Source organism: Methylobacterium sp. Leaf106, assembly GCF_001422895.1.
In the GTDB taxonomy this organism is placed as follows: domain Bacteria; phylum Pseudomonadota; class Alphaproteobacteria; order Rhizobiales; family Beijerinckiaceae; genus Methylobacterium; species Methylobacterium bullatum.
Genome location: NZ_LMNB01000001.1, coordinates 317,948 through 335,115, shown reverse-complemented (window position 1 = coordinate 335,115; position 17,168 = coordinate 317,948). Strand labels below are relative to the sequence as shown.

At 65.5% G+C, this 17,168-nt stretch carries 13 protein-coding genes; 10 read left to right on the top strand and 3 right to left on the bottom strand.

The window, feature by feature from the left end; translation table 11 throughout:
* Window positions 1-558 precede the first annotated feature (558 nt).
* The 4 genes from ASF34_RS01715 to ASF34_RS01700 are packed head-to-tail and all read left to right on the top strand — an operon-like array spanning window position 559 to window position 4,806.
* The gene (locus ASF34_RS01715) at window positions 559-1,971 is read left to right on the top strand and encodes a glycosyltransferase family 61 protein (protein ID WP_056158078.1); all 1,413 of its coding nucleotides are present in this window, start codon (window positions 559-561) and stop codon (window positions 1,969-1,971) included.
* 46 nt (window positions 1,972-2,017) lie between these two features.
* On the top strand, window positions 2,018-2,791 hold the full coding sequence (gene rfbF / locus ASF34_RS01710) for a glucose-1-phosphate cytidylyltransferase (protein ID WP_056158076.1): 774 nt from the start codon (window positions 2,018-2,020) through the stop codon (window positions 2,789-2,791).
* On the top strand, window positions 2,788-3,891 hold the full coding sequence (gene rfbG, locus ASF34_RS01705) for a CDP-glucose 4,6-dehydratase (RefSeq protein WP_056158074.1): 1,104 nt from the start codon (window positions 2,788-2,790) through the stop codon (window positions 3,889-3,891). Before rfbF ends, rfbG begins: the two co-directional genes overlap by 4 nt.
* A gap of 42 nt (window positions 3,892-3,933) precedes the next feature.
* Window positions 3,934-4,806, top strand: a complete 873-nt coding sequence (locus ASF34_RS01700) for an NAD-dependent epimerase/dehydratase family protein (RefSeq protein WP_082494026.1) — start codon at window positions 3,934-3,936, stop codon at window positions 4,804-4,806.
* Window positions 4,807-4,908: 102 nt separating this feature from the next.
* Here ASF34_RS01700 and ASF34_RS01695 read toward each other — a convergent pair whose 3' ends face one another.
* Entirely contained in the window at window positions 4,909-5,664 is a 756-nt protein-coding gene (locus ASF34_RS01695) for an SHOCT domain-containing protein (RefSeq protein WP_043764302.1), read from the bottom strand.
* Window positions 5,665-5,860: 196 nt separating this feature from the next.
* Here ASF34_RS01695 and glgX point away from each other — a divergent pair, with 196 nt between their 5' ends.
* From glgX to ASF34_RS01680, 3 genes are all read left to right on the top strand, one after another.
* Window positions 5,861-8,137, top strand: coding sequence for a glycogen debranching protein GlgX (gene glgX, locus ASF34_RS01690; RefSeq protein WP_244478862.1), 2,277 nt, complete (start codon window positions 5,861-5,863; stop codon window positions 8,135-8,137).
* A 231-nt stretch (window positions 8,138-8,368) separates the two neighbouring features.
* Complete coding sequence (locus ASF34_RS01685) at window positions 8,369-10,006, top strand: hybrid sensor histidine kinase/response regulator (RefSeq protein WP_056158875.1); 1,638 nt, start codon at window positions 8,369-8,371, stop codon at window positions 10,004-10,006.
* A gap of 35 nt (window positions 10,007-10,041) precedes the next feature.
* Window positions 10,042-10,365 (top strand): hypothetical protein, encoded by a 324-nt coding sequence (locus ASF34_RS01680; RefSeq protein ID WP_056144496.1) that lies wholly within the window; start codon window positions 10,042-10,044, stop codon window positions 10,363-10,365.
* Between the two features lie 66 nt (window positions 10,366-10,431).
* Here ASF34_RS01680 and ASF34_RS01675 read toward each other — a convergent pair whose 3' ends face one another.
* Window positions 10,432-11,643, bottom strand: coding sequence for an NADP-dependent isocitrate dehydrogenase (locus tag ASF34_RS01675; protein WP_018042787.1), 1,212 nt, complete (start codon window positions 11,641-11,643; stop codon window positions 10,432-10,434).
* A 205-nt stretch (window positions 11,644-11,848) separates the two neighbouring features.
* Between ASF34_RS01675 and ASF34_RS01670 the strand changes: the two genes are divergently transcribed.
* The 3 genes from ASF34_RS01670 (at window position 11,849) to ASF34_RS01660 (ending at window position 15,848) form a co-directional block, all read left to right on the top strand.
* The gene (locus ASF34_RS01670; RefSeq protein WP_018042789.1) at window positions 11,849-12,397 is read left to right on the top strand and encodes a formaldehyde-activating enzyme; all 549 of its coding nucleotides are present in this window, start codon (window positions 11,849-11,851) and stop codon (window positions 12,395-12,397) included.
* 317 nt (window positions 12,398-12,714) lie between these two features.
* Window positions 12,715-13,437: an RNA methyltransferase gene (locus tag ASF34_RS01665; RefSeq protein ID WP_056158070.1), complete on the top strand. Its 723-nt coding sequence runs from the start codon at window positions 12,715-12,717 to the stop codon at window positions 13,435-13,437.
* A 65-nt stretch (window positions 13,438-13,502) separates the two neighbouring features.
* The gene (locus tag ASF34_RS01660; RefSeq protein ID WP_056158068.1) at window positions 13,503-15,848 is read left to right on the top strand and encodes a putative bifunctional diguanylate cyclase/phosphodiesterase; all 2,346 of its coding nucleotides are present in this window, start codon (window positions 13,503-13,505) and stop codon (window positions 15,846-15,848) included.
* On the opposite strand, the gene ASF34_RS01655 is transcribed toward ASF34_RS01660, so the two are convergent.
* Window positions 15,849-17,147 carry an O-acetylhomoserine aminocarboxypropyltransferase/cysteine synthase family protein gene (locus ASF34_RS01655; RefSeq protein ID WP_056158064.1) on the bottom strand — a complete coding sequence of 433 codons (1,299 nt, stop codon included), beginning with the start codon at window positions 17,145-17,147 and terminating at the stop codon, window positions 15,849-15,851. It abuts the gene before it with no gap.
* Between the last annotated feature and the right edge of the window lie 21 nt (window positions 17,148-17,168).

The following is a 17,168-nucleotide window of genomic DNA, read 5'->3' as shown; positions in this document are numbered from 1 at the left end:
GTGACGGCTCCGAATATCAGGACCGACGCCACGGCGACAGCGAGCAACATAAGTGCGGCGCGTGATTCGCGCATGTCATGATCGGTCATTGTGCCCATGCTACACTATCGGGTGACATTCTGGGAGTGAGACCGGAGAGGGCCGATGGTCAATCGATATCGGCATGAGACCTGCCTTTTCGATGGGAATGGACGACAGCACTCTCATGCTATAGCGGACCTCCCCGTGGATGATGTCGTGATCGCGGCGCCGAGAGACTCAAAGGATCGTGCAGCCATGACATTGGAAGTGGTTGCATATACGACCCAGCCGACGATCGGATCGTTTGCAGGTGTCGCAAACGTCATTCGCTCCCATACTGGCTAATGCACCCCGGGGATCAACGGGGATGACAGCCGCCATTATTTACCAAGATGTCATATGCGCAGGCTGCTGGGCGACAGTCGATCAATGTACGCCGTGAGGTTATGACAGATGGATCGCGATACGACATTGATGGATACTTCGTCTATTATAACATCGATAGGATCGCCCGCCAATGAGAGCTATCGCCGGACAATGCGCAAGCTGAAACGTTTCGCTTCTGCTGGGCGCTGGCTGAAACTCCTTCTGGCCGCAAAGAAGAGCGAGAGCCCCGTCGATCATCCCTATTTTCTCGATTATCAACTGCGCGCCGCTCTCGAGCTCGGCGATGAAGTAGAGATTAAACGTTGCTGTGACGAGAGCCGACAGATCGACGATGCCGATCGCGTCATCAAACTCGCGTCACTGCTTACGAAGTGGAAGCGACCACTCGACGCCGCTGAAATGCTGAATGGGCTTCCTCCTGATTTCAAATCGGACAAGGCTAAGCGGCTCGCGGTACGCCTCAAGAAGATGCCGAAAGACCGCGTCACACGCCGCGAAGTCCGTCGGCTGATCTCAAGGTTCATAACGCCGCTCGCTGCACGAACGGAAACCGTCACACATCGTTTCCCCACCGACTCGGAAAACTTCAGTGTGCCCCCGTCGCGTATCGAGGTCGTGCGCCTCGAAGGGATCGAGCCGGAGATCGAGGAACTCGTCAAGACGCTGCTTACCAAATTCGAAGTACGTCTCAAACAACAGAAGTTTCCCGTCGTCACGGAATACAAAGACGTTTTCATTAACGAACTGGGAATGATCTGGTCGGCGGACGGAAGCGTCTTCCAGGAAACGACCGGCGCTGGACCAAGCGTGACCGACCCGACATCCGTACCCCTCTTCGAAGCAGCCTTCAGCTGCGCCGGCCGGCACAAAGGTTATTTCGAGTGGATCGTGCGACGGCTGAGCGGCTTGGCCTGGCGCCTCGATCCTAGCACGCCCGACTGCCCGATCCTGCTCCGGAAGCAACATCTGAGCTTGGCCAAAGACGCGCTCGGAGCGCTCGGCATTGCCGAAGACAAGCTTGTCGCAATTGAGGGCCCGGTTTTCTGTCGCCGGCTGTATGTAGGATACGGGGAGATCGGCGTACTTCCTCGCCGGGATGCCTTCCAGAGTACCTACGGCGACCTTATCGCCGCGGCGGAACACCGGAACGACCGCGACATGCCCCGCCGCTTCTATATTTCCCGCCGCGATTCGGCACGCCGCTCCATGGCCGGCGAACTGGAATTCGAGACGGCTCTCGCCGAACGTGGCATCACGCCGATGGTGCTCAGCGAGCTTGGCTTGCTCGACAAAATCAATCTCTTCCGCGAGGCGGAACTGGTCATCGGCGCACATGGCGCCGGCTTGTCGCATCTCGTCTTCGCTAAGCCTGGCGTGAGGGTCCTCGAGATCGCGCCCACGACGCTGGCCAAATCCAAGATGCTGGGCGTGCAGACGTGCTTCACGCGGTTGTCGGTCGTCTACGGGCATCATCATACGTTCATGCTTCAGCCCATGAACCCAGTAACGTCCGAGTGGTCGCCCAATATCGCGGATATCGATAGGGTGCTGGCCGCCGGCTGATGTCGCTCGATAACCTTTCTGTTCAGACATATTCCGAGGAGAGACTATGAAGGCGATTATTCTCGCAGGCGGACTCGGTACTCGTCTCAGCGAAGAAACGTCGGTGAAGCCGAAGCCCATGGTGGAGATCGGGGGCCGGCCGATCCTGTGGCATGTCATGAAGATCTATGCCGCTCATGGCGTGAACGATTTCGTGATCTGCTGTGGCTATAAGGGCTATGTCATCAAGGAATACTTCGCCAATTATGCGCTCCACAATTCCGACATGACGATCGACCTCTCGAGTGGCGAGATGGTGTTCCATCGCCGTTGGGCCGAGCCCTGGCGCGTGACGCTGGTGGATACCGGTGAGGAATCGATGACGGGCGGCCGGCTGCTGCGGACGGCGGACCATGTCCGCGACGAGAAGGAATTCTTCTTCACCTACGGCGACGGGCTTGGCGACGTCGACATCACCGCCAGCCTCGCCTTCCATCGCGCGCATGGCCGGCAGGCCACCCTCACCGCCGCCTACCCGCCGGGTCGGTTCGGTGCCCTGGGTATCCACGACAAGGTCGTCACGAATTTCGAGGAGAAGCCCAAGGGCGACGGATCGATGATCAATGGCGGCTTCTTCGTGCTGTCGCCCAAGGTCATCGAGCGCATCGCCGGCGACCTCACGGTCTGGGAGCAGGAGCCGCTGCGCGGCCTCGCCGGCGACGGGGAACTGATGGCGTTCGAACATCGCGGGTTCTGGCAGCCGATGGATACGCTCCGCGACAAGCACATGCTCGAGAGCCTGTGGGCGTCCGGCAAGGCTCCGTGGAAGGTGTGGGCATGAGCGCCGCAGTGAGCGCCGCATCCGAACGCGGTGGCGCCGCGTGGTGGCGCGGCAAGCGTGTCTTCGTCACGGGCCATACCGGCTTCAAGGGCGCCTGGCTGTCCCTGTGGCTTACCCGCTGGGGAGCCGAGGTCACGGGCCTGTCGCTTGCGCCCCCGACGCAGCCTAGCCTGTTCGAGGAGGCGGAAATCGCCGAGCGCATGACGTCGCATATCGGCGACATCCGTGACGCCGACCTCGTCAAGCGCCTGATCGCGCAAGCGCAGCCGGAGATCGTGCTTCACTTGGCGGCCCAGCCCCTGGTGCGCTTGTCCTACCGGGAGCCGGCCGAGACTTACGCCACCAACGTCATGGGCACGATCCATGTGCTGGAGGCCGTCCGCGCCACGCCTTCGGTGAAGGCGGTCGTCTCGGTAACCAGCGACAAGTGCTACGAGAACCGCGAATGGCCCTGGGGCTATCGCGAGAACGACCCGATGGGCGGTCACGATCCCTACAGCAGCAGCAAGGGCGCGTGCGAGATCGCCATCGCCTCCTGGCGCAAGTCGTTCTTCTCGACGCCAGATTCGGCCCGGGTCGCCTCGGTGCGCGCGGGCAACGTCATCGGTGGCGGCGACTGGGCGGAGGATCGCCTAGTCCCCGACATCCTGCGGGCCTTCGAGGCGGACAAGCCGGCGGTGATCCGCAATCCGGGCGCGACCCGGCCGTGGCAGCACGTGCTCGAACCGATCGGCGCCTATCTCCGCATCGCCGAGCACCTGTACGAGGACGGCCAGGACTGGGCCGAAGGCTGGAACTTCGCCTGTGACGGGGACGACATCCGCCCGGTGGGTTACATCGTCGACCGGATGGTGAAGCTGTATGGTGGCACGGCGCGCTGGGAACTGGACAAGGACGGGCATGTCCACGAGGCGCATGCCCTGTCGCTGGATTGCTCGAAGGCACGCCAGCGCCTCGGCTGGCGGCCCACATGGCGCCTGGACCGGACCCTGGAGCGGATCGTCGACTGGTCGCAGCGTCGGCTGGCGGGTGAGCCGGTCGGTGCCTTGAGCGAGGCCGAGATCGACCTGTTCCTCGCCGATATGGCCGCGCGCCCGTAGAGCAGCGCGGCTTCGTTTTGACCTTGCAAGGAGGCCGGTACGGTGCGGGTAGCGATAACCGGGGCGTCCGGCTTCCTGGGCAAGAGAGTCACCGCCGCACTCGTGGCGCGGGGCGACGACGTCGCCCTCCTGGCGCGTCCCTCCTCGGTGCTCGAATCCGGTGGGGCCTCCATTCACCGCTTCTCCGGCGCGGATGAGGCGGCACGGCATGTGGGGGCGCTCGCGCCAGATGTGTTGATCCACCTCGCCGCCGCTCAGGGGCGGCGGGGCGAGAGCGCTGCGACGATGGTGGATGCCAACGTGACGTTGAGCGCGGCGCTGCTCGGGGCGATGGGTGCGGGAACACTCTTTATCAATACGGCGACGACACTGCCGCCGACGGTGAACCTCTATGCCCTGACCAAACGCCAGTTCGTCGATCTCGCTCGCCTCCTCGTCACGCAGGGTCGAACCGGCGTGCATGTGGCGAATGCGGAATTGCAGATGATCTACGGTCCGGGGGACGACCCGGACAAGTTCGTTCCCGGTCTCGCCTTGCAACTCGTCGAGAACCTGAGGCCGCTCGTGACCACGCCGGCAACGCAACGCCGCGATTTCGTCCATGTGGACGATGCCGTGGCGGCCATCCTCGCCCTGATCGATGCGCGCGGACGGCTTCCCGCATGGCAGGATGTGCCCCTGGGGTCGGGTGTCGCGGTGCCGCTCGGTGATTTCGTCGAACGCGCCATCCGGGCGAGCGGCTTCGATCGGCCCTGGCAGCGGTCGCTTCCTCCCCGCGCGGGAGAGCCGCCGGAAATGGTGGCCGATACCTCCGTCCTGCGAGATCTGGGCTGGACCGCTCGGGTGGATCTCGATGACGGGATCGCCCAGCTGATCGCCGACGCGCGCGGCCGCCTGGGCGTCGGCAGCGCTTGAGCGAATGTGGCGATGGCGGTTTCCGATTTCGTTCTGAAAACCTGAGCCACCCCGCGAGCCTGAAAAAGTCTGCCGGGGCAGACCTTTCCAGGCTGACGCCCCCTACAACCGCGCCAGAAGTTCGGCCTTCTTGGACGAAAACTCCGCCTCGGTGAGCACGCCCTTGCGGTGGAGTTCGGACAGGCGCTCGAGGGTCGAGATCACGTCGCCCGAGGGGACTCCGGCCTGGGCGAAGCCCGGCTCCGGGGTCGGGGGCGGGCGGTCTTCGGTGCGGGGCGGGGCCGCGATCGGGTCGGGGTGGAACGGCTTCGGTTCGAGGGAGCGTTCCGGCGTGGGGGCCACGCTGACCCGCTGGAGCGATTCGAGGTCGACGTAACCGTTGCGGCCGCTGAAGCGGAGGCTCTGCGTATCGCCCTGCTGCTGCGAGACGCCGGAAATGTCGTAATGCCCGGTATCGTAGAGGACGAGCGTTCCCGCCGTTTCCACCGCGAGCAACCGGCTATCCGGGAAATAGGCGTAGCGCATGCCGTTCTGCGAGCCGGACGTCGCCGGTCGGCCGAGTTCGGCGGGCCACCAGGTCGCGGAAGCCGAGCCGTCGTCCCAGCCGCCGGGGGGCAGGGATTGGGCGAGATCCGAGCAGATCGCCGCCACGCGCGACTTGAGATTCGCGTCGAACATGTTGCCGATCATGGTCATGCCGCCGGACGACCATTGGCCGAACCCTCCGAGTTCGGGGTGGTTGAACTGGGCCATGGTCCCATTGCCCGCCTCCAGCGCGCGCATGAGATGGCGCACGGCGTCGACGCTGACGCCGTGCCGGTCGGCGACGGTCTGCAAAACGGAAGATCTGTCGGGCATGGGCTGGCTCCAGAACGGCGACGATGTCGAGCGCGGCAAAGCGACCCGACCATAGTACGGCATTGACGCGAAAGTGCCTCTCGCACCGCAAAAAGTTTCCGCGCCGGCGGACCTTACGGTCAAGCATGAACGTTCACTCGGCAGAATTCATGCCGTCGGGCTCCGCCTCAGGCAGCGAGCCCCCCCTGGAGTGATCATGGTCGCCAAGAACCCCCCGATGCCGCAAGCCGCCACGCAGACGAAGGCGGTGCGATCGCGCATCAAAGAGGGATCGCCCTATCCGCTGGGCGCCAACTGGGACGGCCTCGGCGTCAACTTCGCCCTGTTCTCGGCCCATGCCACCAAGGTCGAGCTCTGCCTGTTCGACGATGCCGGAGAGCAGGAACTCGAGCGGATCGAACTGCCCGAATATACCGACGAGATCTGGCACGGCTACCTGCCCGACGCGCGCCCCGGCACGATCTACGGCTACCGGGTCCATGGTCCCTACGAGCCCAAGGCCGGGCACCGCTTCAACCCGAACAAACTGCTGATCGACCCCTACGCCAAGGGTCTCGTCGGCTCGATCACCTGGAACCCGGCCCTGTTCGGCTACCAGATGGAGACGGGCGACGACCTCACCTTCGACGAGCGAGATTCCGCGCCCTTCACCCGCCGCAGCCGCGTCATCGACCCGGCCTTCACCTGGGGACGGGACCGCAAGCCCCACGTGCCGTGGGAGAAGACGATCTTCTACGAAACCCATGTGAAGGGCTTCACCAAGCTGCATCCGGCCGTGCCGGAGAAGCTGCGCGGCACCTATGCCGGCCTCGGCAACCCGGCCGTGCTCGACTACATCAAGAGCCTCGGCGTCACCTCGGTGGAGCTCCTGCCCGTCCATGCCTTCGTGCAGGACGATTATCTCCAGGAAAAGAACCTGGTGAATTACTGGGGCTACAACACGATCTCGTTCTTCACGCCCGCCCGGCGCTACGCGGCGGTGCCGGATTTCGCCTTCTCCGAGTTCAAGGAGATGGTGGCGCGCATGCACGGCGCCGGCCTCGAAGTGATCCTCGACGTGGTCTACAACCACACCGCCGAGGGCAACGAGAAGGGGCCGACCCTGTCGTTCAAGGGTGTCGACAACGCCTCTTACTATCGCCTGATGCCGGGCGACGAGCGCTACTACATCAACGATACCGGCACCGGTAACACCTTCAACCTGTCGCACCCGCGCGTCCTGCAGCTGGTGACCGATTCCCTGCGCTACTGGGCGACGGAAATGCGGGTCGACGGCTTCCGCTTCGACCTCGCCACCATCCTCGGGCGCGAGCCGCACGGGTTCGACGAGGGCGGGGGCTTCCTCGACACCTGCCGGCAGGACCCGGTGCTGAACTCGGTCAAGCTCATCGCCGAGCCATGGGATTGCGGCCCCGGCGGCTATCAGGTCGGCGGCTTCCCGCCCGGCTGGGCGGAATGGAACGACCGGTTCCGCGACGATGTCCGCGGCTACTGGCGCGGGGATTCCGGTCTTCTGCCGAGCCTCGCCTCGCGCATCACCGGGTCGGCCGACAAGTTCAACAAGCGTGGGCGCAAGCCCTGGGCCTCGGTGAACTTCCTCACCGCCCATGACGGGTTCACGCTGAACGATACGGTCTCGTACAACGAGAAGCACAACCTCGCGAATGGCGAGGACGGGCGGGACGGGCATTCCCACAACCTATCCAACAATTACGGCGTCGAAGGCCCCACCGACGACGAGACGATCAAGGCGGTGCGCACCCGCCAGATGCGCAACATGATGGCGACGCTGTTCCTCTCGCGGGGAACGCCGATGCTGCTCGCCGGCGACGAGTTCGCCCGCAGCCAGGGCGGCAACAATAACGCCTATTGCCAGGACAACGAGATCTCCTGGCTCGATTGGGAGGGGATCGACGATGCTGGTCGCGACCTCGCCGAGTTCACGCAGCGCCTCACCATCCTGCGCGAGGCCCTGCCGATCCTCACCCGCGGCCGGTTCCTCTCCGGCGCCTATGACGAAGACCTCGGCGTCAAGGACGTCACCTGGCTGAGGCCCGACGGCGAGGAAATGTCCACGGAGAACTGGACGGATGGCGGCGCGCATTCCATCGCCGTCCTGCTCGACGGCCGCGCCCAGGCCTCCGGCATCCACCGCCGGGGAGGCGATGCGACGCTGCTGATCCTCTACAACGCCTACAGCGACCTCGTCTCCTTCACCCTGCCGGGTTCCGTCGGCGGCGTCGGCTGGACGCGGCTCCTCGACACCAACCTGCCCGACAGCCAGGAGGTCGGCACCTGGGCCATCGGCGACCGCTACGACGTCACCGGACGCTCGATGCTGATGTTCGTGCTGAAGCCCGAGGAGACCGAAGGCGACGAGGCGACCGAGATGGAGCGCTCGTACCAGCACGTGATGCAGGCGTTCGAACGCGCCAATATCGAGAGCGTGCGCTTCGCCCCCTCGGCGACCTGACCCGCGCTCCGCCGAGGTGAATGCCGCGTCGGCCACGACGGGCGCGGCACGACGACAACCTGGAGATGCGTCCCGACCCGGACGGTCGGGCGCAACTCCAGGTCGTTTCGATCGATGACGACGGGGGCGCCTGCGTCGTCATCGCGAGATGTGTCGAGGGAAACGGATGATGTGCCAGCCGTTGGGTATTTCTGACCCACCTTCATTCCCTGGCACGACAATCGACAGATGATGACCGATAGCCCCGAGAAGCCGCCTGCTGGTGTACCGCCGCGCGTGAGAACGGGAGCGGTGTCGGAGATCGCCGATCACACCAGCGACATCTTCTTTACGGCCGTCGAAGCGACCCGGATGCCGATGGTGGTCACCGACCCGCGGCAGGACGACAATCCGATCGTCTTCGTCAACAAGGCCTTTCTCGGCCTGACAGGCTATGAAGCCGAGGAGATCATCGGCCGCAATTGCCGTTTCCTGCAGGGACCGGACACCGACCGGGACAGCGTGAATGCCCTGCGCGAGGCGATCCAGGCCCGGCGGGAATTCGCCACCGAGATCGTCAACTACCGCAAGGACGGATCGACGTTCTGGAACGCGCTGTTCGTCGCGCCGATCTACAATGCGGCCGGCGAGCTCGTGTATTTCTTCGCCTCGCAGCTCGACGTCTCCCGCCGCCGCACCGTCGAGGAGGCGTTGGGTCAGGCCCAGAAGATGGAGGCGCTCGGCCAGCTGACCGGCGGCATCGCCCACGACTTCAACAACCTTCTCCAGGTCATCGTCGGCTACATCGATATTCTGAGCCACGGGCTCGACCGTCCGGATGCGGACCGGAACCGCCTTCGGCGCGCCACCGACAACATCCGGACCGCCGCCGAACGGGCGACCACCCTGACCCAGCAGCTTCTCGCCTTCGCGCGCAAGCAGCGTCTCGACGGCCGCGCGGTCAATCTCAACGCCCTCGTGAAGGGCATGGAGGATATGGCCGCGCGCAGCCTGGGTGACGCGATCACGCTGCGGCTCGACCTGGGCGAAGACCTTTGGAACTGCCGTGTCGACCCGGCACAGGCGGAGGTCGCCCTCCTCAACATCCTCATCAATGCCCGCGATGCCATGCCGGAGGGCGGCACTGTCGTGATCTCCACCGAGAACCGGGATATCGGCGCGCAGGATCTGGGCTCACAGGATTTCGGCGGGTCGGAACCCCTGGGTGAGGGTCGCTACGTCACCGTGACCATCACCGATACCGGGGCGGGAATCTCGCCGCCGACCCTGGCGCGGGTGATGGAGCCGTTCTTCACGACGAAGGACGAGGGCAAGGGCACGGGGCTCGGCCTCTCGATGGTCTATGGCTTTGCCAAGCAATCCGGCGGCGCGGCGCAGATCGAGTCCGTCGTCGGCGAGGGAACGCGCGTCCGCCTGTCCTTCCCCGCCGCCGCCGAGGACGACCGGGAGCCCAACCGCGCCGTGCCGGGGACGGTGGATCGCCAGGGGACCGAGACCATCCTCATCGTCGACGACCGTGAGGACGTGGCCGAACTGGCGCGAACCATCCTGCGCGACAGCGGCTACACGCTGTTGATGGCCCGGAACGGCCGCGAGGCGCTGGAAATCCTGGATTCGAGCGGTTCGGTGGACCTGCTGTTCACCGACCTCATCATGCCGGGCGGGATGAACGGCATCATGCTCGCCCGCGAGGCCAAGCGGCGGCAACCCCGATTGAAGGTCCTGCTGACCACCGGTTACGCCGAGGCGAGTCTCGAGCGAACCGATGCCGGGGGTTCGGAGTTCGACCTTCTGAACAAGCCCTATCGCCGGACCGATCTCATCCGCCGCGTTCGCGCCATCCTGGACGGTCCGGCCGACGGCAGCTGAGGCAGCGGCGAGGGGCCCGATACGGGAAACTCGCCATGCCACAAGGTGACAAGTCGAAATACACCGACAAGCAGATCCGCAAGGCCGAGCACATCGCGGACTCCTACGAGGAGCGCGGCGTCCCGGAGAAGGAAGCCGAGGCCCGCGCCTGGGCGACCGTCAACAAGGACGATGGCGGCGGCAAGCATCCGGGCGGATCGGGGAGGGGCAAATCGAGCTCCCACCCGGCGGCCCACAAGGGCGGCGCCGCCGGCGGAAAGGCCTCGGCCTCCCGCACCGCCGAGCAGCGCTCCGCCTCGGCAAAGAAAGCCGCCGCGACCCGTAAGCGCAACGCTGAAGCGGCAAGGTCTTCAACCTGAAGCGGCGATGGCCGGGCATTCCCCTCGCCCCGCCCGGCGGGGAGAGGGGGAACCCGAGCCTCGCCCTCAGGCCATGGCGGTTTTCAGGTTCGCGTCGACCTTGTCGAGGAAGCCGGTGGTGGAGAGCCATTTCTGATCGGGGCCAACGAGGAGGGCGAGATCCTTGGTCATGAAGCCGGCTTCCACCGTGTCGACGCAGACCTTCTCCAGGGTGTTGGCGAACTTGGCCAGATCCGCGTTGTCGTCGAGCTTGGCGCGGTGGGCGAGGCCACGGCTCCAGGCGAAGATCGACGCGATGGAGTTCGTGGAGGTCTCCTTGCCCTTCTGATGCTCGCGGTAGTGGCGCGTCACGGTGCCGTGCGCGGCTTCCGCCTCCACGGTCTGGCCGTCCGGCGTCATCAGCACCGACGTCATCAGGCCGAGCGAGCCGAAGCCCTGGGCGGCGGTGTCCGACTGCACATCGCCGTCGTAGTTCTTGCAGGCCCAGACGTAGCCGCCGGACCATTTGAGGCAGGAGGCGACCATGTCGTCGATGAGGCGGTGCTCGTAGGTGATGCCGAGCGCCTGGAACTTCGCCTTGAACTCGGCGTCGAACACCTCCTGGAACAGGTCCTTGAAGCGGCCGTCATAGGCCTTGAGGATGGTGTTCTTGGTCGAGAGATAGACCGGATATTTGCGGGCGAGGCCGTAATTCAGCGAGGCGCGGGCGAAGTCGCGGATCGACTCGTCGAGATTGTACATCGACATCGCGACGCCGGCGGCCGGGAACTTGAACACTTCCTTCTCGATGATTGTGCCGTCGTCGCCCTCGAACTTGATGGTCAGGCGGCCCTTGCCGGGCACCTTGAAGTCGGTGGCGCGATACTGGTCACCGTAGGCGTGGCGGCCGATGACGAAGGGCTGGGTCCAGCCGGGAACGAGGCGCGGCACGTTCTTGCAGATGATCGGCTCACGGAAGATCACGCCGCCGAGGATGTTGCGGATCGTGCCGTTGGGCGAACGCCACATCTCCTTGAGCTTGAACTCCTCCACCCGCTGCTCGTCGGGGGTGATGGTGGCGCATTTCACGCCGACGCCGTGGCGCTTGATCGCCTCGGCCGCATCGACGGTGACCTTGTCGTTCGTCTCGTCGCGGTGCTCGACGCCGAGGTCGTAATAGTCGAGGTCGAGGTCGAGATAGGGGTGGATGAGCTTGTTCTTGATCTCGCTCCAGATGATCCGGGTCATCTCGTCGCCGTCGAGTTCGACGACCGGGTTCGCCACCTTGATCTTCGACATGATCCTCAGAACCTTTCTCATCACGCGGCCGGGGCCGGCCGCGCTCCCGCTGCGGCGGTCATAGCGCGCTGCAACAGGACGCGAAAGCCGTGCCCCTTACAGATCGGGCGGGGCGTCGGCGGGCTCGAAATTCGCCGATCCCCCTGGACATCCGGCGACGGGGCGGGAATGTGCGGGCCATTCCGACATCGAGAAGGACATGTCCATGAGCGAACGCATCATCCTGCGGGCCGGCGAGGCCCTGGTCGCCGGCGGCCCGCCCAACACCGCCTCCGAGCCGGAGGTCATCATCGGAGAGCTCGACGGGCCGGTCGGCACGGCGCTCGCCACCCTCACGGGCGATCAGGTGGTCGGCCATTCCCGCGTCTTCGCGCTCCTGAACACCGACATCATGGTGCGGCCGGTGACGCTCTGCGTCTCCAAGGTCAGCGTCACGGAATCAAAGTACACCTCCATCCTGATGGGCACGGTGCAGTTCGCCATCGCCAACGGCGTCCTCGACGCGGTGCGCCTCGGCTACATCCCCAAGGAGAAGGCCAACGATCTCGGCATCATCTGCTCGGTCTGGCTCAGCCCCGGCGTGATCGAGGCGGAGACGGTGGATCACAAGGCCCTGTTCGAGATCCAGCGCAAGGGCATGACGGAAGCGATCCGCAAGGCCATGACCAACGAGCCCTCGATCGACTGGCTCCTCGAGAACCAGGACAAGATCATCCACAAATACTACCAGATGGGTCTCGACGGTAAGATCTGAGCGCCTGTCTGAGTCGTTTTTTCCAAGCATTTACCTCATCCTGGGGTGCCGCGTAGCGGCCTCGAAGGAGCCTTCCAGGGATCCCGCGACCGCTGGAGGGCTCCTTCGAGGCCCTTTGCTCCTGCAAAGGACACCTCAGGATGAGGAGATTTGATTGGATGATCTCTTCAATTGGCACGAAAATCCGCCGAAAAATCCGATCGAACAGGCTGTAAGGCGTTTCTCCCGAGGGTCATCGCTCGAAGCGATCGCCCCGCGGCTCCCCATCCTCCCCATACGGACTATGCGTCCGGCCCGCCCCGTGGCAGAGGGCGACGATGATCGCCCCCGTCGTCATCCTGGTCGAACCGCAGCTGGCCGAGAATATCGGCATGGTCGCCCGCGCCATGGCCAATTTCGGCCTCTCCGAACTCCGCCTCGTCGCCCCCAAGAACGGCTGGCCGAAGAAGGGCGTGCGCGAAGCCGCCTCCGGGGCGACACATGTGCTCGACGGCGCCACCGTCTTCGCCACGGTGCCGGAGGCCATCGCCGACCTGAACTATCTGCTCGCCACCACGGCCCGCGAGCGCGGGCAGATGAAGCGCGCCTATGCCCCCGACGAGGCGATGGCGGATGTGGCCGCGCGGGCGGGTCAGCGCGTGGGCGTGATGTTCGGCCGGGAGCGGATCGGGCTCACCAACGACGAGGTGTCGCTGGCCGACGCCATCGTCACCTTTCCCGTCTCCCCTGACTTTCCGTCCCTCAATCTCGCCCAGGCGGTGCTCCTCGTCGGCTACGAATGGCGCAAGGCCTCGGGCCAGGCCCGGCTCCCCTTCACCGGCGAGATGCAGTCGCCGCCCGCCACGCGCGAGGCGATGGCCTCCCTCGTCGCCAGCCTGGAAGGCAGCCTCGACGCAAGCGGGTTCTACCCGCCCGAGAAGCGGGACGTGATCGCCCGCAACATGCGCGACATGCTGCACCGCATGGCCATGACGGAGCAGGATGTCCGGACGTTTCGCGGGGCGTTGCGCGCCATGACCAGGATCAAGGCGAAAGAGTGATTATTGTTATCGCTGTAGCCGGTTCTTAACGCCTGCGCGACGATTGCGTGAGAGTGTGATGCACCATGTGGAAGCATCGTCTCAGCGCCATTGGCGGCGAATTCGTCTCGGTCGAGCGGGAAACGGCGTTCCAGCAGGAGCGCCTGCCCGAGACCCTCCGCCATGCCCGGCTGGTCTTCCTCTGCGGCGTTCTCCTCAACACGCTATTTCTCCTGAGCGACTGGCGCTTTGCGGGACAGACCCATTTCTGGGTCGCCGTACCGGCCCGTAGCGGCGTCATCCTGATCTCCCTCATCTGTTTGCTGGCGACCCGGAACGTCGCGAGCTTCGGCAGGCTGCAGGCCGTCATGGTGACGTGGGAGATCGTCGTCGCCGGCTGCGTCGCGCTCCTGTGCTCGTCGCGGTCGGACATCGCGCTCTTCGTCATGCTCCTGCTGCCCGCGATCTACATGATCGTCGTGCCGACACGCTTCTTCTGGAGCGTGGCGAGCAGCGCGCTCGCGTCGGTCGCGCTCACGGCGGGCTATCTCCTGCCCGGCCCCCTGCCATCCACGGCATTCGGCATCTGCCTCGCGGTGCTGGTGTCCAACATCGCGATGCTGCTGTTCGTGGTGCGGTCGAACCGCCTCAGGCGTCTGGAATGGATGGCGACCCAGGCCGAGCGCCGTGCCAACACGGAACTGGCGGAAAGCCGCCGCCTGTTCGAGACCATGTTCAAGGCGGTGCCGATCCCGATCGTGGTGTCCCGCCGGGACGACGGCCAGATCGTGGATGCCAACGACGCCGCCAACCGCTTCTACGGGCTCGACGACGGGGAAGACCTGACACAATACAGGACGCGCGATCTCCTCGACGGGGATGCCCGCCGCCTGATCCAGGCGGAACTCGACAGGACCGGCACCGCCGACGAGATCGAGATCAGCACGGGAGCCCAGGGGCGGGTGCGACGGGACGCCATGCTGTCGGCGGTCACCGTCGAGATGGACGGGTCGACCCGCATCATTTCGAGCCTCGTCGACATGACGAGCCGCAAGGCGGTGGAAGAGCGGATCCGCCTCGCTGCCCAGCGCGACGTCCTCACCGGCCTGCCGAACCGCGCCCTGTTCCAGACCACCCTCGATGCGGCGCTGAGCCGGGCGGAAGCCTCGGGAGAGCGCGTCGGCCTCATCCTCATCGATCTCGATGCGTTCAAGGAAGTGAACGACACCCTCGGCCACGAGGCGGGCGACGCGGTGCTCAAGGAGGTCGCCCGGCGTCTCGGCAAAGCCATCGGCGAACACGATCTCGTCGCCCGCCTCGGTGGCGACGAGTTCGTCATCATCGCGCCCTGCGAGAAAGACCGTCACCAGCCGAGCCGGCGAATCCATGCCCTGTCACGGGCGATCCTCGACGTGCTGAAACCGGCGATGGGGGTATCGGGGCGCGTGGTCTCGCTCCGCGCCAGTCTCGGCCTCGCCCTCTACCCGGAACACGCCGCCAATTCGACCGACCTCTTCACCAACGCGGACCTCGCCCTCTACGCGGCCAAGGCGGCCGGACGAAACCGCGCGACGCTCTTCATTCCGGCGCTTCGGGCGGATATCGAACATCGCGTCTCCGTCGCCCGCGAGATGAGGTCGACGCTCGAAGTCGGCGGCCTGATCCCCTATTATCAACCCAAGATCAGCCTCGCCTCGGGTCGGATCATCGGCTTCGAAGCCCTGGCGCGGTGGCAGCATCCCACCCGCGGCCTCCTCTCGCCGGCGAGTTTCTCGACGGTCTTCGACGATGCGGAGATTGGGATCGCGGTCGGCCATGTCCTGGCGCGCCAGATCTTCGCCGACATCGCGGGATGGATCGCGCAAGGGTACGATCCCGGCCGGGTGTTCCTGAACCTGTCCTCGGCGCAGTTCGCGCAGGACAACCTCGCCGAATGCCTGATCGCCGATCTCTCCGCCGCGGGGCTCGCCCATGACAGGATCGGCGTGGAAGTGACGGAGACGGTGCTCCTCGGCGGCCATGGCGACCGCGTCTCGGCGATCCTCTCGGACTTGCACCGCGCCGGCATCCGCGTCGCCCTGGACGACTTCGGAACCGGTTACGCCTCCCTCACCCACCTGAAGCAATATCCGGTGGACGAGATCAAGGTCGACCGCAGCTTCGTGCGCGACCTCGAACGAGACCCCAACGATGCCGCCATCGTCACGGCGGTGGTGCAGCTCGGCCAGAATCTCGGCCTCGACGTCACCGCGGAGGGTGTCGAGACCGAGGCGCAGGCGGAATTCCTACGCGAGCAGGGCTGCGCCTATGCGCAGGGTTACCTGTACAGCAAGCCCATGCCGCAGAGCCGGGTGCCGTGGTTCCTGAAGAAGCACGGCGGCAGAGCCGCCTCCCTGGGAGCGGCGGTCTCCGCCGCGCTCAAATTCGCCTGATCAGGCGGCGGTCTGATCCAGCGCCTGGGCGATATCGGCGATCAGATCCTCCACATTCTCCAGGCCGATGGACAGGCGTACCGTCTCCGGCCCGACCAGGGCCGCCGTCTTGTCGGTCGCGCTCAGCTGGCGGTGCGTCGTGGTGGCCGGGTGGATCGCCAGGGATTTGATCTCGCCGATATTCACGAGGTGCGAGACGAGCTCCAGGCCCATGATGAACTTCACGGCCGCCGGCTCTCCGCCCTTCAGCGCGAAGGTAAAGATCGAGCCCGGCCCATCGGGCACGTAGCGGGCGGCCAGTTCCTCGCCCTTCTGGCCGGGCAGCGCCGGATAGCTCACCCATGCCACCGCCGGATGGTCCTTGAGGAAGGCGGCCACCGCCTTGGCGTTCGAACAATGCCGCTTCATCCGCAGGGGCAGGGTCTCGATGCCGGTGAGCGTCAGGAAGGCGTTCATCGGCGACAGGCCGGGGCCGAGGTCGCGCAGGCCGAAGAGTCGACAGGCGACCGCGAAGCTGAAATCGGGGAAGCGGTCGGAGACGACCAGCCCGTCGTAATCGGCCCAGGGCTCGGTGATGAGGTTGTAGCGCCCCACGGCCGCCGGCCAGTCGAACGTGCCCGCGTCGCAGATGATGCCGCCGATGGTCTGGCCGGAGCCGCCGAGGAACTTCGAGGTCGAGTGGAACACGATGTCGGCCCCGTGCTCGATCGGCCGGATCAGGGCCGGGGAGGCGAGGGTGTTGTCCACCACCAGGGGCAGGTTGTGGCGCTTGGCGACCTCGGCGATGCCGGCGATGTCCATCACCGTGGCGCAGGGATTGACGATCGACTCGCAGACGATGGCCTTCGTCTGCGGCGTGATCGCGGCCTCGAAATCGGCGGGCGTCAGCCCCTTGGCGAAGAGCGGCTTGAGGTCGTAGCGCCCGTCGAGGCGGTTCATCAGCCCGAGCGAGCCGCCGAACAGGCGCGGCGAGGCGACATAAGCGTCCCCGCTCTTCATCAGCGTCATCAGCACGAGGAGTAGGGCGGACTGGCCCGACGAGACGGCCACGGCCGCCTTGGCGCCTTCCAGGGCGGCGACCCGGCGCTCCAGGGCGGCGACGGTGGGGTTCGAGCCGCGCGAATAGGAGAAGCCGGTGCGCCGCATGGCGAAGATGTCGGCGGCCTGCTCGGTGGATTCGAACACGAAGCCGTTGGTGAAGTAGATCGGCTGGACGCGCGCGCCCGTGGCGGGGTCGGGTGCCGCGCCGGCATGGACGGCCTGGGTGGCGAAGCGGAGCGGGCGGGTCTCGGTGGCCATGATGGGCGTCGCGATCTTCGA

Excerpts from the sequence above, each read along its gene's own strand:
- rfbF (WP_056158076.1), top strand. The coding sequence starts at position 2,018 with ATGAAGGCGATTATTCTCGCAGGCGGACTCGGTACTCGTCTCAGCGAA.
- ASF34_RS01715 (WP_056158078.1), top strand. The coding sequence starts at position 559 with ATGCGCAAGCTGAAACGTTTCGCTTCTGCTGGGCGCTGGCTGAAACTC.
- ASF34_RS01675 (WP_018042787.1), bottom strand. The coding sequence starts at position 11,643 with ATGTCGAAGATCAAGGTGGCGAACCCGGTCGTCGAACTCGACGGCGAC.
- ASF34_RS01680 (WP_056144496.1), top strand. The coding sequence starts at position 10,042 with ATGCCACAAGGTGACAAGTCGAAATACACCGACAAGCAGATCCGCAAG.
- glgX (WP_244478862.1), top strand. The coding sequence starts at position 5,861 with ATGGTCGCCAAGAACCCCCCGATGCCGCAAGCCGCCACGCAGACGAAG.
- ASF34_RS01660 (WP_056158068.1), top strand. The coding sequence starts at position 13,503 with ATGTGGAAGCATCGTCTCAGCGCCATTGGCGGCGAATTCGTCTCGGTC.
- rfbG (WP_056158074.1), top strand. The coding sequence starts at position 2,788 with ATGAGCGCCGCAGTGAGCGCCGCATCCGAACGCGGTGGCGCCGCGTGG.
- ASF34_RS01655 (WP_056158064.1), bottom strand. The coding sequence starts at position 17,147 with ATGGCCACCGAGACCCGCCCGCTCCGCTTCGCCACCCAGGCCGTCCAT.
- ASF34_RS01685 (WP_056158875.1), top strand. The coding sequence starts at position 8,369 with ATGACCGATAGCCCCGAGAAGCCGCCTGCTGGTGTACCGCCGCGCGTG.
- ASF34_RS01665 (WP_056158070.1), top strand. The coding sequence starts at position 12,715 with ATGATCGCCCCCGTCGTCATCCTGGTCGAACCGCAGCTGGCCGAGAAT.
- ASF34_RS01670 (WP_018042789.1), top strand. The coding sequence starts at position 11,849 with ATGAGCGAACGCATCATCCTGCGGGCCGGCGAGGCCCTGGTCGCCGGC.
- ASF34_RS01695 (WP_043764302.1), bottom strand. The coding sequence starts at position 5,664 with ATGCCCGACAGATCTTCCGTTTTGCAGACCGTCGCCGACCGGCACGGC.